The following is a 14,613-nucleotide window of genomic DNA, read 5'->3' as shown; positions in this document are numbered from 1 at the left end:
ATCGACAATATTCAAGCATCACCGCTTCACCGATCAGCAGAACTGCAGTACGTGCGGACATTTCTCCCCCTCTATTCACCCAAAAATTTTCGCCGAAGCGGGCATCCGTCCAATCCGCATAGTCACTTATCCCATAGACTGATAGCAAAACGTTGAAAAAGGTTGTGATCTGCGTGAAATATCGCTACGATCCGTCCGTCAGAAGCTTCCAGCAGCCCCTCGGCGGCCAAGGTCAAGGCCCGCAAAACATAGGAAACAGCCCTTTTCCTGGCATCTCCGATCCGTTCCTGGGCATGAACAAGAGCGTCGGCATGAAGACGCCCGTTCCTTTCGATACGTCTGAATTCTCGTCCGGCGTGCCGGCCATTACGATCCAGCCCGCGTCCACGAACCCGATTATCCCGCTCCCGGAATCCAACTCCTCCGCGCTGTCGACAATAACGGCTCCCGCGGAGGCGGAAGCCAAGACGGAGAAATCGGAGAAGGGCGGCTTCAATCTGGCCAACAGCCTGAACGACATCAAGGGCGTCGTCGACCGCCTTGGCGGACTTGACGGCATCGTCACGACGATGGGCAAGGTGCAGAAGGTCGTCGGCAGCATTACCCAGATGGCGCCGCTGATCAAAGTGCTGGCCGGCTCGTTCGGTAAGAAAGGCGACTCCGCCTCCATTGCGGACGATGGCGACGGCCTCGCCAGGCCGCGCCCGCGCAAGCGGAAACGCCGCAAGACGGCCTCGGGCAAAAGCGTGCCGCTGAACGGAACGAAGCGCAAGCAGCGCCCGCGCAGGTAAGCGGCAGCCACTGCCGCGACGAGGATATGATAAGCGCGCCAACAAGCCCCTGCACGCAGCAGCCAACGACTCCAGGTCGTTGGCTGCTTTCGCGTCGTCCGGACGTCCGCGTGACCTAGAATCTTGCGACCTTCATCCACCCCATCGTGTGCCCATTCCTCCCGGCCGCAAGCACCGCGCTTCATCCGCCCGACCGTACCCACTCTCCCGGCCATATAAGCCGCTCTTCGCCCATCCCGCCCTGCACCAGTCCTTCCACGGTCCCAAGCCCCGCCGCCCCAACCCGCGCTTCGCATGACCGGCCAAATACCCGTCATAACCGAACATCCCGGCGCATAGAGTTCGGATAAGATGGACAACGGGTATTGTTCTTCATTGACTGTACATTGCTGTACATTGCTGTACATTGCTGTACATTGCTGCACATTGCGGCACTTTTCGGTACAATGCGGCACACTCCCGGCCATTGACCATCGCAAGCGCAGCGAAGCAATGAATCTGAACAGCCAAAGGTGGGTTGAATGCATTCATGGTTACTCGTTCGGAATTACGGGCAAGGGCACGGCATAGCCTGTCGGGCCAATGGGGACGAACGGCGTTGTTCATGCTGCTGGTCTTCGCGATCTGCGCCGCCGTCAATGCGGTTCCCGTCTTCGGAGAGATCGTCTCCTTCATCTGCAGCGGCGCGCTGTCGCTCGGCTTATTCGGCTTCTTCCTGAGCATCGCGAGAGGACGGCGTCCAGAACTGGCGGAAATGTTCAGCGGCTTCGGCAATTTCCTGCGCGCCTTCCTGCTCTGCCTGCTGACGGCGATCTTCACGATGCTGTGGACGCTGCTGCTCGTCATCCCCAGCATCATCGCCGCTTTGCGGTACTCGCAGGCCTATTTCATCATGAAAGATCATCCCGACATCGGCGCATCGGAAGCCATCCGCCGCAGCAAAGCGATGATGATCGGGCAGAAATGGCGGCTGTTCGTGCTGTATCTATCCTTTATCGGCTGGTTTATCCTCTGCCTCTTCACGCTGGGCATCGGACTGCTCTGGCTCTACCCGTACTTCTACGCCACGATGGCGCATTTCTACGAAGACCTTCGCCAGCGCGGCGAACCGGTCCAGACCGCGTTCGCGCCGACGCCAACGCCGCCGCCTCCATACTCCTTCTAGACGCGGCGCGGCAGGCGCACAAACATACAACCGAGAAGAAGCCTTGACCATGCGCAGCTCGCGCAGGCCAAGGCTTCTGTCATCCTTACTTTTGTTCCGTTCTAATTCTATATGCTATATGAACAAAGCGATCACGCGATAGATCAAGGCCGCCACGATCGCCGCGATCGGAATCGTGATGATCCACGAGATGACGATCCGTCCCGCGAGATCCCACTTGACCGCGGAGAAGCGCTTCGCGCTGCCTACGCCGAGAATGGCCGAGGTGATGACGTGCGTCGTGCTGACGGGAAGCTTCGTCAACGTAGCGGTGAAGATGACCGATGCGGACGTAACGTCAGCCGCGAAGCCGTTGATCGGCTCGATTTTGAAAATCTTCGTGCCCATCGTCTTGATGATCTTCCAGCCGCCGATCGACGTGCCGAGCGCCATGGCCGTAGCCGCGGAGATTTTGACCCATAGCGGAATATGATCCGTATTGTCCTGCACGTTCGCCGTGACGAGCGCGAACGTGATAATGCCCATCGCCTTCTGCGCATCGTTCGTGCCATGCGTGAACGACTGGAAGGCGGCGGTCAGAATCTGGCCGGAGCGGAACACTTTGTTCACCTGATGCGGACTGGATTTCGCGAAGATCTGCTTCAAGATCCACATGACGATGAAGCCGATGGCAAATGCGATAAGCGGGGAGAAGATAAGCCCTTTAAGTATATCGACGAACCCTGAACTATTGATGGCGTGGAAGCCTTCCGAGCTGATGACCGCGCCCGTCAACGAGCCGATCAGCGCATGCGAGGACGAAGACGGAATGCCGGCCCACCACGTGAGCAAGTTCCAGATGATCGCTCCGAGCAGCGTCGCGACGACGACCTGCACCCCGTGCTCGAGAATGCGCGGATCGGCGATTTTGCCCCCGATCGTCTTCGCGACGCCGGTGAACATCACCGCGCCGATGAAGTTCATCATCGAAGCCAGAATAATGGCCATCCGCGGCGACAGCGCTCGTGTGGATACCGAGGTCGCGATCGCGTTAGCCGTATCGTGAAAACCGTTTATGAAGTCAAAAGCGAGTGCAAGAAAGATAACGACGCCGACCCAAATATACGTGTCCATGCTCATAACTGCTCGTCCCCGTCTCCTTAGCTGTTGCGCATGATAATGGTTTCGAGTGTGTTGGCGACATCCTCGCAGTAGTCGGTCGTTTGCTCGAGGCGCTCGTATATCTCTTTGCGCTTGATCAGCTCGATCGGATCCGTCACGTTCGTGAACAGGCTCTTGATGCAGACGCGAAGCAGATCGTCGGCCTGGTTCTCCAGCTCGTTAATCTGGATGGAAGGCTCGCGCATGGCCAGCAGCTTCTTCTCCGACAGCAGGTAGACCGCCTTCTTGATCTGTTGGGCGCAGCGCAGCAAATTCTCGGCGAACAGGGTTACGTACTCGTCCGGCTCCGTAATATTGTACATTTCGAAACGCGATGCGCAAGCCTCGATGCCGTCGAGCACATCGTCAAGCGAGCCCGTCAGCTTCATGATGTCATCGCGTTCGATCGGCGTGATGAAGGTTTTATTGAGCTCCGTCAAAATCGTATGTACATGACGATCGCATTTGCTTTCGTATTCTTTCATGTCGCGCGCGAATACGGAGGCATCCGTGATTTTGGATACGTTTTGCTGGAAATACAAGACGGCCTCCAGAATCGTGTCCGCCATCGCCTCGAACGTGCTAAAGAATACATCGTTTTTCTTCTTGAACATAACTATCCCCTTCGCCATCTTCCTCGATTGGTTGCCGGTCATTTTCTGCCAAAATACAGGTTGAACCGACAATATCTTAACATAGTTTATAATGCAATTGTTAAGAAATTGTAAATGTTTTATGACTTTCACAAAAAACTTTTCCGAATCCGTCGGGTGCCGACTGCCGTGCCGATTGTCATTTCTAGTGTTTTCCGGTCAAGAGCTTTTTAACCGACCCCGGCGGAAAATAAAAAACCGGAAGCGCATGGCTTCCGGCCCTTCTCCGATATGGCTGCGCGAGCGGCGGCGTTCACGCCCCGGTTCCCAGCTTCACGTGACTGTCGAACGTCGGCGTCATCGGCACGATATGGTAGAACGTCCGGCCCGGCACGAACGGCAGCTCCTGCCCGTCCTTCATCAGCCGGATGACGCCGTCGCCGGCCCGAACCCACTCGCAGTCGATCAGCTTGCCGAGCTGGAACAGCTTGGCGGGACCGCCGGATTCCAGATTAATCTCGAGCCGGCCGTAATCGTCGTACGTCTTATGCTTCGCGCCGAGCACGACGAGGTTCGCCGCGGTCAGCTGCGCCTTCGTCTCCAGATCCGTGTGCGGCTTGCCGTTGACGAAGCGATTGTACAGCTTCGCTGCCGGATCGTAGGTGTACGAGACGACGTAGTCCTTCAGCAGAAAATGAAGCTCTACCTCCGACGCGCTTGTCCCCGCATCCGCCGCCCCCGTCTCGGACCAAGGATAAGTCGGAATATCGACCGTCTCCTTGTAGTTCTTCTTCGCGGCGCCGGCGCGCAGCTTCTCCAGGTTGGAGTACAGGTTGTGCGGCGCCTTGCGGAACGATTCCCGGTAGAAATAAGCGCCGGCGTTCGTAATCTCGTCGAGATAATCCTTGTTGTGATGCTGCAGCAGGTCGTAGCCGTCCGTGCTTGCTCCGGCATGCGCCAGCACGGCATGATACGCTTCGCCGATCCGGATCAAATACGGCCGGTTGCTGCGGATCGGGCCGATCGGAGACGTCGATTCCGTGCTTTGGAAGACGGCGACAAGCCGCGTAATGCCGCCCTCCGCGAGCACCTCCCACACCATATCGGCATTCGGCAGCCCCGACTGGGGCCGGGCCGCGGCGAAATTGTTGACCATGACCGCGATCGGCCGAAGCTTCGCTTCATGGTCCTGCGGCAGGCCCGTCAGCGGAGCGATGAATTGCGGCGGATCGACGGCCGGCGGATCGACCGGTTCCGGATCCGTCGCCGCGGGCTCCGCCGTGTTATTGACCGCCGGCTCGGTATTCGCGTCTAATTTCTTGTCGCCGTCGCTGCAGCCGGTCAGCACGAGCAGGGCGGCGATGGCCAATACGATGCCGAGACGCAGCGCGGTTATGTTGTTCATCCATCGATTACGCATATAAGAGTCCCACCTTCGTGTCGAATGCAATCGGATTTGAGCTATCCTCATTAAACCACATTCGGCATGGGATTGTCTTCCACGCTCGGCTGCGCTGACAGCAAAGACCCGGACGAATTCGTCCGGGTCTTCAGCGTATCGAGAAAATCCAGCGGGCTTTTCGGCACTTTATTACGATTTAGCGGCGCTTCTCATCTCGTTAATTATAGAACGATTTAAACCGATCCGAGAACGACTTCTCGAATAAAATAGCGGCGATTTATAGCGCTCTAATAAAACAGGGGGACTTTGCAGCCTGCGGTCAGCCTAGGGGGCAGACCCTTTGGTTGTCGCGGGATCCATGGGGGGATTACACCGAATGGCTGGGGCGGCTTGAACCTCCATTCCGGGACCGTTCTTGTGGACTTCCCGTTCCTGCAGGGATGCAGTCTGACAGCCATCGGCCGGATTTCCTTGTCTTTCCGTGTGCTTGCGGACAGGAGATGCGCTATTTCACCCTAAAAGCAGACATTCGGTGCTTTCCTGAGGCAATAACGCATCTGTGTCCAATCCCCTGCCCGAAACACCGATTTCAATACAAATAACGCATCCTGTGTCCGCTGCCTATGAGTGGTGGGGTTATCTCGCTCAGGCGATGCGACTTGAGGATTCGTCTATTTTCTCGACAGCCTGAAGACCCGGACCGAATAGGTCCGGGTCCGGGCCCTGCCCCTTGTCTTCCTCTCTACCGCAACCACAAGCTGCGCTTCTTGCTCCGTATCGACCGAAATCGCAGGCTACGATTCTTGCTCCGTATCGACCGCAGCCGCACCCGCCGTCTTCGCCGCGTAATAGTTCCGGACGATCGCTTCCGCCTGCTTGCCGAACATGCAGTAGTCGCGGTTCGCCGCCGCTTCTTCCGGCGCGTACAGCTTGGCCGGCCAGTCCCACAGCATGAAGCCCTCGACCCACTCCCGCTTATCGCAGCTGCCGAACATCGCTTCGTAATAGCGCGCCTGCACGTCTTCGCTCGCCTCGCCCGGAAGACCCCAATCGTTAGGCAAACGCTCTGAACCTTCTCGGCTCGGGCAGCCCGCTTCCATGAACAGGAACGGCTTGCCGTGCTTCTTCACGACGCGCTCGATCCGGTCCAGCTGCTCCTCCCACTGATCGATCGGGTAGTAACCGCTTCCGGAGATCACGTCGACCGCATCCCACCAGCCGACCTGGTCCTCCTGGTACTTGTCGCAGTTGTAGGTGACCACGCCGGAATACGCCTTCCTGACCTCGGCGACCAGCGCCCGCCATTCCGCCGCGCGGCGGTCCGTCTGCACCATCTCGCAGCCGACGCAGAACATTTCGCAGCCCGTTTCCTCCGCGATCTTCGCATAGTGCACGATGAAATTCGTATACGAAGCGAACCACTCCGACCATTTCGGCTCGCAAGGCACGTCGATGTCGAAGAAATTGATATGCGCGCGCCATGTGCCGTTGCGGCAGTTGACGACCGGCTTCAGGCAGACGTTCAGCCCCAGCGACTTCGCTTTCCGAATCGCCCAGCGCACTTCCTCGTCGGTCACGGTCGGCTCTTCCCAATACTTGATTTCCGTCGACTGCGGATGATCTTGAAGCGCGCCGAACGCGATCGCGGTCCAGTTCGCGGCGAGCTTGCTTGCCATGAGCTCCATCGACTGCTCGGCCTGCCCGGTCATCCAGGTGCCCCGTACGCCCGTCCAGCCCCAGGTCATTCCGCCGTAATACGTCTTCGCTTGCTGCATTGTTATTGTCCTCCCCTGGCATTGTGCTCGTAATCCACGCGCTGCCTTCGCTCCGGCCAACCGGGGCGAGGCTTGTTTGCATGCTGCATGCCCTCAGTTAAACAAACAATGGCAAGCGCAGTCAATAGGACTGTATTTACCTGCCTGCACCGGCGCCGATTCCGCCCGCCGATGCATACGTTCATCCATCTCCGGCATACTATGGCTATCACCCTGCCGAGGGAGGCGCATCTATGCAAGCCCTGCTCCATTGGATCGGCGACCACTGGCTGTCCGTCAGCGTCGTATGCCTTGCCCTGATTGCCGTCGGTTTCGTCACCAACAAGCGCAAAACGCTGTTCTACAAAGAGTAGCTCCGATCGCTTCGCGCATGCCGAGGCGTAACGCATACGAGTCCGTAATTAAAACAAAACCCGACCGCCGCGCGGCTTCGTTGCCGAAGCCGCCGGCGATCGGGTTTATTTGCGTTGCCGGGTGAACGGGTGCCGCTACGCGCGTTCCTGCTGCTCGCCCTGCTGCTGCGCATCCGTGAGCAGCGGCAGCGAGATCATGACCGTCGTGCCCGCGTCGACGGCGCTATCGAGCCGGAAGACGCCGCCGTGCAGCTCGACGATTTCCTTGCAGATCGCCAGGCCCAGACCGCTGCCCGAACGCTGGCTGGAGCCTTTGTAGAACTTCTCCGTCACATGCGGCAGGTCCTCGGGGGGAATGCCGCAGCCCGTATCCCGGATCGTCATGCGGGCGTATCCGTCCTCTTGCCGCGCCTGCACGTAGATGGCCCCGCCCTTCGGCGTGAACTTGAGCGCATTGTCGAGCACGTTGATGAATACCTGCTTCATCCGGTCGGCGTCGACCTTCGCCAGAAGCGGCTCGTCGCCGGTCTCGCCGTGGATCGCCACGGACTCCCGCTGGCCGCGCGCCTCGAACTGCCACAGCGTCTCGCCGAGCGGCTTGCGGATATCGAGCATTTCGGGATGGAGCACGATGCTCTTGGCATACAGCTTGGAGAAATCGAGCAAGTCCTCGACGAGCCCGGACAGCCGCTCCGTCTCCCGGTCGATGATCGCCAGGCCCAAGTTCAGCTCCTCCACGTCCGCCGGGTCGCCCGAGGCGAGCGTCTCGCTCCAGCCCTTGATCGACGTGAGCGGCGTCCGCAGCTCATGGGAGATGGAGGAGATGAAGTCCTCCTTCAGCTTCTCCCGGCGCGTCAGCTCCGAAGCCATCGTGTTCAGCGTATCCGCCAGCCGGCCGATCTCGTCGCGGTCATTAAGCGCGGCTCTGCGGCTCCAGTCGCCCTCGGCCATCTTCTCCGCGACCTTCGTCAAATTCCGGATCGGCCTTGCGATCCGGTTCGCGATCAGCAGGCTCATCGCGAAGAACAGCAGCACGACGAACGAGCCCACCAGCACCGTCAGCCACAATATATTCCGGATGATCGTATCCAGCGTGACCAGCGACGCCGTATAGCGGAACATGGCCGTAACGCGGTCGCCTTCCTTGACGGGAAGCGTGACCGCGATGATCCGCTCGTTCGTGACGGGATCGCGCCCGCGCCAAATGCCTTTGTCATGCGCCATCGCCTGGCGGACATCCGGCGTATCCAGCGTCACGCCCCCGCCGCCGAACCCTTCGCTGTCGACGACAAGCTCGCCGGAGCCGGTCAGGAGCTGCAGATGCGCCGTGCCGTCGGCCATGTTCTGCAGCATATAGCGCGCCTTCTCCTTGATCGGCTCGTCCGCGATCATCCGGTCATGGAGCACCGCTTCCGTCTGCGCGCGCTGCAGCACGGAGCTGACGGCGCTGGAGTAGTAATAATTCCAGACCAGCGTCCCGAACAGGGAGCCGAGCATGACGACGACGAGCACGATCAGCACGCCGTAGCTCCAGACGATCCGGGTGCGAAGGCTGGTGAGCCTCATTGGTCCCCGCTCCGGTTCCAGCGGTAGCCGTAGCCCCAGAGCGTCTCGATATGCTTCGGATCGGACGGTTTGATTTCGATCTTCTGCCGGATGCGCCGGATGTTGACATCGACGATCTTCAAGTCGCCCACGTAATGCCGGCCCCAGACCGCGTTCAGAATATCGTCCCTGCTCAGCCCTTCGCCTTCCCGCTCCATGAGCAGCTTGACGAGCGTCCATTCGGTCGGGGTGAGCACGATTTCGACATTGTCCTTCCACAGCCGCCGCTCCATCGCGGACAGCAGGAACGGTCCCGAAGCGATGTCGCCGGCACGCAGCGGCCGCCGGTAGGCGCCTGCGCCTGCTCCGGCACGCTCGAACGCGGGCTGCGCCGGTTCGGCCGCCGGCCCGGGCTCGCCGGCTTGCGGCGGAATGGGCGGCGCCATGCCGGCGGCGCCGGAGCTTGCCGCGGCGCTGTCGGAGCGGACCGCCGCTGCGGCGGCTTGGCCGTCATCCGCAGGCGCGCCAGACGAAGGCGGAAAGCCCGGTGCGGCGGCGTGTGCGCCTGCGCTCGGCGGCGCAGCGATACCGCCGCCGGCTGCGTCAGGAGCAACAGACGCAGCGCCTCCCGCAGCGTCCCGGGCTGCTCCGGCATGCCCATCCGCCGCTTCCGAAGCAGCAGGCGCGGATCCGGTTTCGCCAGCGGAAGCGCCGGCGAGAGCGCCGGCGGCTTCACTGCCTTCGGCTGCCCCGGCCGATGCCGAAGCGGCCGCGCCCGCTGCGCCGTCGGCGCCCTGCTCTTCGCCGTACGGCAGCATGCGCCGCTTCAGCGCGTTCAGCCTCGCGATCAGCTCGCCCGGGCTGAACGGCTTCTGCACGTAATCGTCGGCGCCGAGCTCCAGCCCGCGGATTTTATCCTCTTCCTGGGACTTCGCCGTCAGCATAATAATGCCCATGCGCGGAAATAGCTGCCGCAGCTGCTCGCATACGTCAAAACCGCTGATCGTGGGCAGCATGACGTCGAGCAGGGCGATGTCAAAAGGAGGCACCGCCGATTTCGCGAGCGCGAGCGCGGTCTCCCCGTCCTCGGCCTCCGTAACCTCCATGCCGTTGCGTTTTAGATTAATGCGGACAAAACCGCGAATCGCCTCTTCGTCCTCCAAAAATAACACCCGCATGCGGCGTTCCCCCTTTTGCCTTCATCGTCCTGTCTTTGTCTTACGGCAGCAGCTTGAACAAGCGCTTCATCTCCGCTTCATCCGGCGGGAAGTCCCCTTGCTTCGCTGCTTCCGTCTCTATGTTCGGCCCGTCGTCCGGCTGCCGGTCGTGCCATACAGCGAAATACACCAGTCCGTTCCCCCGGCCGAGCTCCAGATACCGGCTGTCCGCGTTCTGCAACTTCCCTTCCTGGCTGCCCCAGTCGGCAAGCGGCACCGTCCTTACGGTCAGGATCTCCTCGCGTTCGCCCGTCCTGACGTCATAGGCATCCAACGCGATGTCGCCGCTCCCGCCGCCGGCCGGCCGCCGGAACGTATAGCCGCTCCACGAGAGCGGAATGCCGATCTCGTACATGCCGTTCGAATCGTAGTAGCGGCTGCCGGCCAGATAAAACCCGTTCTTGCCGTCCCACTGCCGGTACTCCTCGATCCACAGCAGACCGCTGTACGGCACGCCTTCCGACTGGCCCGGCGCTTCGCGCAGCACATGCACGTCGATGATGCCGTCGCCGTTGGCGTCCCCGCTCAGCACCGCGTTGGCGTTCGTCTGCACATTGTCTTCGCTCGACGTTTGCGGCGGATAAATGCGGACGAGCTTGCCGGCGCTCCACACCATCATCGTGGAAATCGAAGAGTTGGCGCCGATCGCCGCGTCCGTCGTTACGCCGTACTTGCCCGGCGCGAGCTGGCCCAGCGTCACCTGCATGTACCCGTTGACCGATCCGTCGAGCAGGGCGGAAGCCACCTTGCTCACCTTGTCCTCGCGGAACTGATACAAGCCGATCGAAGCGGTCATTTTGAGCCGGTGCAGGGTAACCAAGCCGATCTCCGGGTTGCCGTCGCCGTTGCCGTCGCCGATCCCCATCGTGTCGTAGGGCAGCTCCGCGATCGGCTTCGGCGCGGTCGGATAGTCCTCGCTCGGAGGCATGTGGTACAGCGTCAACATATGCTGCGGCTCGCCGAACTGGTTCCAGCCGATCATAAGCTCCGGCCGGCCGTCGCGGTCGAGATCCGCCACGCGAAGCACGTCGACCCCGTAGGCGGACGACTCCGCGAACACAAACCGCCGCTTCCAGCTCGTCCCGGACTGCTCGAGCACCATCACGCGGGTGGTGCCGCTCTCGTCCGCGAACACGACGAAGGCCTCCATGCGGCCGTCGCCGTCTCCGTCCAGTTGCAAGATCGACGCGTTGGAGCTCTCATGCGTGACGACCGCCAGCTTGGCCGTAACGGGGAGAAGGCCGTGCAGCGCCTCGGTCAACGCGGCATTGCCCGGCGTCGACCGCGGGGTCAGCAGCAGATCGGCCGGCGTTGTCGTATACCGGCAGCCTGCGGCCGCCATCAACCCGGCCAGCCCCGCGAGAAGGAGCGCCGTTCGAGACGCCGCTCGTAATATACGCTGTACTCGCAATCCATGCAGCTCCTTCCCGTGTTATTTCTTCTTCGCGGCCGCCTGTTCGCTGCGGGCTTTCGCGTCCAATAGCTCGCTCACCGTTACGAAGGCGTAGCCCTTGAGCCTTAAATCTTTAATGATGAGCGGAAGCAGCTCCACCGTGTTGCCGACGCGCTTGCTTCCGAAGGAATGCATCAGAATAATGCCGCCGGGATGCGTGTTCTTGTTCACGTTGGCGCGCATGGCCGGCACCGTGCTGCCGTCCCAGTCCCGCGTGTCCACCGTCCAATTAATCAGCCGCCGCCCGTTATCCGCCACGATCTGCTTCAGCAGCGGCGAAGCCGCTCCGTAAGGTGCTCGCACCAGTCTCGGCACGAAGCCGGCCTCCCGGTCGATCAAGGTGTCCGTCCATTTAATTTGATTGAGAACATGCGCGCAGTCAAGCTTGGACAGGTCCGGATGCGAGTAGCTGTGATTGCCGATCTCGTGCCCTTCCTTCACGATCCGCTTCATGACCGCCGGGTAGCGTTTTACTTGAACGCCGACGGTGAAGAAGGTGCCGTGTACATGCTGTGCTTTCAATATATCCAGTATTGCCGGCGTATACCGGTTGTCCGGTCCGTCGTCGAAGGTCAGCGCGACCAGCTTGGCGCCGTTCTTGCCCGTGTAGGCCATCGCGGGCGCCGTCGGCCTGTCCAGCTTGACCGGCGGCGCGGGCGGATGGGACGGCGGCGCCGAAGGGCCGTTATTCCCCGTTTGCCCCGCGCCGCCGTCGTGGTTCGCGGACGTCGATCCCGCACCCGCAGTCACGGCTCCGCCGGAGCCGTTCGCGGCAGCTTGGTCTCCTCCGGCCGTCGCGCCGTCCGCTCCTCGCTTGCCGCTGCCGGCATCGGCGGACGTGTCGTATTTCGTCTGAACGCCGCAGCCTGCCGCGAGCGCCAAGCTGCCTATCATCATCGTTGCCAATATCAGAAGGGCTAAACGCCCGATGAGTCCTCGTTGCTCTGCGAGCCGCATGTCGTTATCCCCCGAAATCTACGCTACTCTATTAACTATACTCTAATCGTAATAGATTCGGGGATACGAGTCGTTACAAAGCAGTAACATCCGGCTGGATTCCTCTTCCAGCTCCAAACAAAAAGCCGTCCCGCCGCCATGATTCATGACGCGCGGGACAGCTTATGTAAGCAATAGAGCATTAGTCAAAAACTAACGCAGCGCTTTGGCCGCGATATCCGTCCGGCAGTGCATGCCGTCGAAATGAATCGCCGACACCGCTTCGTACGCGCGGGCGCGCGCTTCCGCGATGTCGCGGCCGCGGCCGACGATGCCGAGCACGCGGCCGCCGTTCGTGACGATGCTGCCGTCTTTCAGCGACGTGCCGGCGTGGAAGATCAGCGCGCCTTGCCCTTTGGCCGCTTCAAGGCCGGTAATCGGCAGCCCTTTCGGGTACGGACCCGGATAGCCCTCCGATGCGGCAATGACGCACACCGCCGCTTCCTCGCTCCATTCGATGTCCAGCTGCTCCAGGCGGCCGTTCAGCGAAGCGAGGATGATGTCGAGCAGATCGGTTTTGAGACGCGGCAGCACGACCTGCGTTTCCGGATCGCCCATGCGCGCGTTGAACTCGATCGTCTTGACGCCGTCCTTCGTGATCATCAGGCCCGCGAAGAGGACGCCGCGGAACGGGCGGCCTTCGCTGACCATCGCTTGGGCCGTCGGCTTGATGATGTTCTCGATCGCGTCTTCCACAAGCGCGGGATCGATATGCGGCAGCGGGGAGTAGGTGCCCATGCCACCCGTATTCGGACCCTTATCGTTATCGTACACCGGCTTATGGTCCTGCGCGGGCACCATCGCGCGAACAGTCGCGCCGTCCACGAAAGCGAGAATGGACATCTCCTGGCCTTCCAGGAATTCTTCGATCACGACGCTACCGCCGGATTCGCCGAACACCTTGCCGACCATCATGCCGTGCAGCGCTTCTTCCGCTTCCTGCAGCGAGTACGCGACCGTTACGCCTTTGCCTGCGGCCAGGCCGTCCGCCTTCACGACGATCGGCGCCTGCTGCTGCTGCAAATACGCGAGCGCAGACTCATAATCGGTGAACGTTTCGTATTTTGCCGTTGGGATGTTGTACTTCTTCAGCAGGTTTTTCATGAAAATCTTGCTGCCTTCGATTTCGGCCGCGTTCTTGCGCGGGCCGTAAACCGGGATGTCGCGCTCTTCGAATGCGTCCACGATGCCTTCCGCAAGCGGATCGTCGGGACCGACCACGACGAGGTCCACTTCGTTGTCGCCGGCGAACTGAATCAGATCGCTGAACCGGTTAACCGGAATCGGCACGCATTCGGCCAGCTCCGCGATGCCCGCGTTGCCCGGCGCGCAGAAGATTTTGCCGACCTTCTCGCTCTTCTGGAGCGCCCAGACGATGGCATGCTCGCGGCCGCCGCTGCCGATGACCATAATACGCATCGCTTACGCGCCCCCTTCGGCTGGACGGTTCACGACCGTCAGCGTCGTCTCGCCGTCCGCGATGCGGATCGTTTTGACGAGCAAGGAGATTTTGTTGTCCGCGTTCAGCAGGTTCCAATAGAAATCGGCCGTCTCCTGCGCATCGTCGAACAGCGGCGCCACTTGCGGCTCGCCGGCGAACGAAGGCAGCGGATTGCCGTCGCCCACGTACGTGGAGATGAAGTGGCCGTAGCCCGCGATCGCGTTCTCGTAATGGAAATAATGCCGTTTCGTCTGCGACTCGTCGTTCTCGTTCGATTTCAGAATCGACAGCTTGTACGCGTTCTGCGCATCGTTCAGATCGACGATGCCCGAGATGCGCGGCGTGAAATTCGGCGGGTCCGGCTCGTACGTCCGCTTGGCGAGCGCCTGCTCGAACGTGCCCCCGGACTTGATCGCTTCCCAGATCGTATCGGTCTGGTCGCCGTTCGTGACGATATGCGCGCCGCCCTCATGGCGAAGCGGGTAGTAAATGATGAGCGACGGATCGGTCAGCTTCGCCGGGTCGCGCGCTTCCGTCCGCAGGAAGCCGTTCGCTTCGGGGATGAAGACGCGGTTGCGGCTGTTCTCGCTCCGTCCCATGATCCAATAAACCTGCACGTAGCGCGTCGCGTCCGGCGTCAAGCCGATGACGATACCGCGTCCCGGATAACTGTTATCTTGCAAACGCTGCACGGTCGCATCCGCCAGCGTCTTCCACTTCGTCGTTGTGTTCGTGGACATCC

At 60.9% G+C, this 14,613-nt stretch carries 12 protein-coding genes and 1 pseudogene; 2 read left to right on the top strand and 11 right to left on the bottom strand.

All coding sequences use genetic code 11. The features are described from left to right. The first annotated feature begins 173 nt into the window (after positions 1-173). Positions 174-791 carry a hypothetical protein gene (locus tag GXP70_RS04670; RefSeq protein ID WP_162355397.1) on the top strand — a complete coding sequence of 206 codons (618 nt, stop codon included), beginning with the start codon at positions 174-176 and terminating at the stop codon, positions 789-791. Between the two features lie 529 nt (positions 792-1,320). Beyond that, on the top strand, positions 1,321-1,956 hold the full coding sequence (locus GXP70_RS04665; protein WP_225442661.1) for a DUF975 family protein: 636 nt from the start codon (positions 1,321-1,323) through the stop codon (positions 1,954-1,956). A 114-nt stretch (positions 1,957-2,070) separates the two neighbouring features. On the opposite strand, the gene GXP70_RS04660 is transcribed toward GXP70_RS04665, so the two are convergent. From GXP70_RS04660 to GXP70_RS04610, 11 genes and pseudogenes are all read right to left on the bottom strand, one after another. After that, entirely contained in the window at positions 2,071-3,069 is a 999-nt protein-coding gene (locus GXP70_RS04660) for an inorganic phosphate transporter (RefSeq protein ID WP_162355395.1), read from the bottom strand. Between the two features lie 26 nt (positions 3,070-3,095). Then, entirely contained in the window at positions 3,096-3,710 is a 615-nt protein-coding gene (locus GXP70_RS04655; RefSeq protein ID WP_162355394.1) for a DUF47 domain-containing protein, read from the bottom strand. Between the two features lie 292 nt (positions 3,711-4,002). Next, positions 4,003-5,109, bottom strand: a complete 1,107-nt coding sequence (locus GXP70_RS04650; protein ID WP_225442660.1) for a DUF3048 domain-containing protein — start codon at positions 5,107-5,109, stop codon at positions 4,003-4,005. 776 nt (positions 5,110-5,885) lie between these two features. Then, on the bottom strand, positions 5,886-6,866 hold the full coding sequence (locus GXP70_RS04645; protein ID WP_162355393.1) for a glycoside hydrolase family 113: 981 nt from the start codon (positions 6,864-6,866) through the stop codon (positions 5,886-5,888). A 488-nt stretch (positions 6,867-7,354) separates the two neighbouring features. Continuing rightward, a complete protein-coding gene (locus GXP70_RS04640; RefSeq protein ID WP_162355392.1) occupies positions 7,355-8,785 on the bottom strand; it encodes a sensor histidine kinase in 1,431 nt (476 codons plus the stop codon). Further along, positions 8,782-8,982 (bottom strand): winged helix-turn-helix domain-containing protein, encoded by a 201-nt coding sequence (locus tag GXP70_RS29695; RefSeq protein WP_263864123.1) that lies wholly within the window; start codon positions 8,980-8,982, stop codon positions 8,782-8,784. The genes GXP70_RS04640 and GXP70_RS29695 overlap by 4 nt, the downstream gene beginning before the upstream one ends. 591 nt (positions 8,983-9,573) lie before the next feature. After that, positions 9,574-9,942 (bottom strand): annotated as a pseudogene (locus GXP70_RS04630) (response regulator transcription factor); the annotation flags it as partial. A gap of 40 nt (positions 9,943-9,982) precedes the next feature. After that, positions 9,983-11,392 (bottom strand): FG-GAP repeat domain-containing protein, encoded by a 1,410-nt coding sequence (locus GXP70_RS04625; RefSeq protein WP_162355391.1) that lies wholly within the window; start codon positions 11,390-11,392, stop codon positions 9,983-9,985. A 21-nt stretch (positions 11,393-11,413) separates the two neighbouring features. Further along, on the bottom strand, positions 11,414-12,331 hold the full coding sequence (locus GXP70_RS04620; protein ID WP_162355390.1) for a polysaccharide deacetylase family protein: 918 nt from the start codon (positions 12,329-12,331) through the stop codon (positions 11,414-11,416). Positions 12,332-12,583: 252 nt separating this feature from the next. Next, on the bottom strand, positions 12,584-13,849 hold the full coding sequence (gene purD, locus GXP70_RS04615) for a phosphoribosylamine--glycine ligase (protein ID WP_162355389.1): 1,266 nt from the start codon (positions 13,847-13,849) through the stop codon (positions 12,584-12,586). A 3-nt stretch (positions 13,850-13,852) separates the two neighbouring features. Then, positions 13,853-14,611, bottom strand: a complete 759-nt coding sequence (locus GXP70_RS04610; RefSeq protein WP_162355388.1) for an IMP cyclohydrolase — start codon at positions 14,609-14,611, stop codon at positions 13,853-13,855. Between the last annotated feature and the right edge of the window lie 2 nt (positions 14,612-14,613).

The organism is Paenibacillus lycopersici, from assembly GCF_010119935.1.
Lineage (GTDB): Bacteria > Bacillota > Bacilli > Paenibacillales > Paenibacillaceae > Paenibacillus_Z > Paenibacillus_Z lycopersici.
Note: the sequence above shows the minus strand (reverse complement) of the source record. Positions and strands in the feature narration are given on the sequence as shown.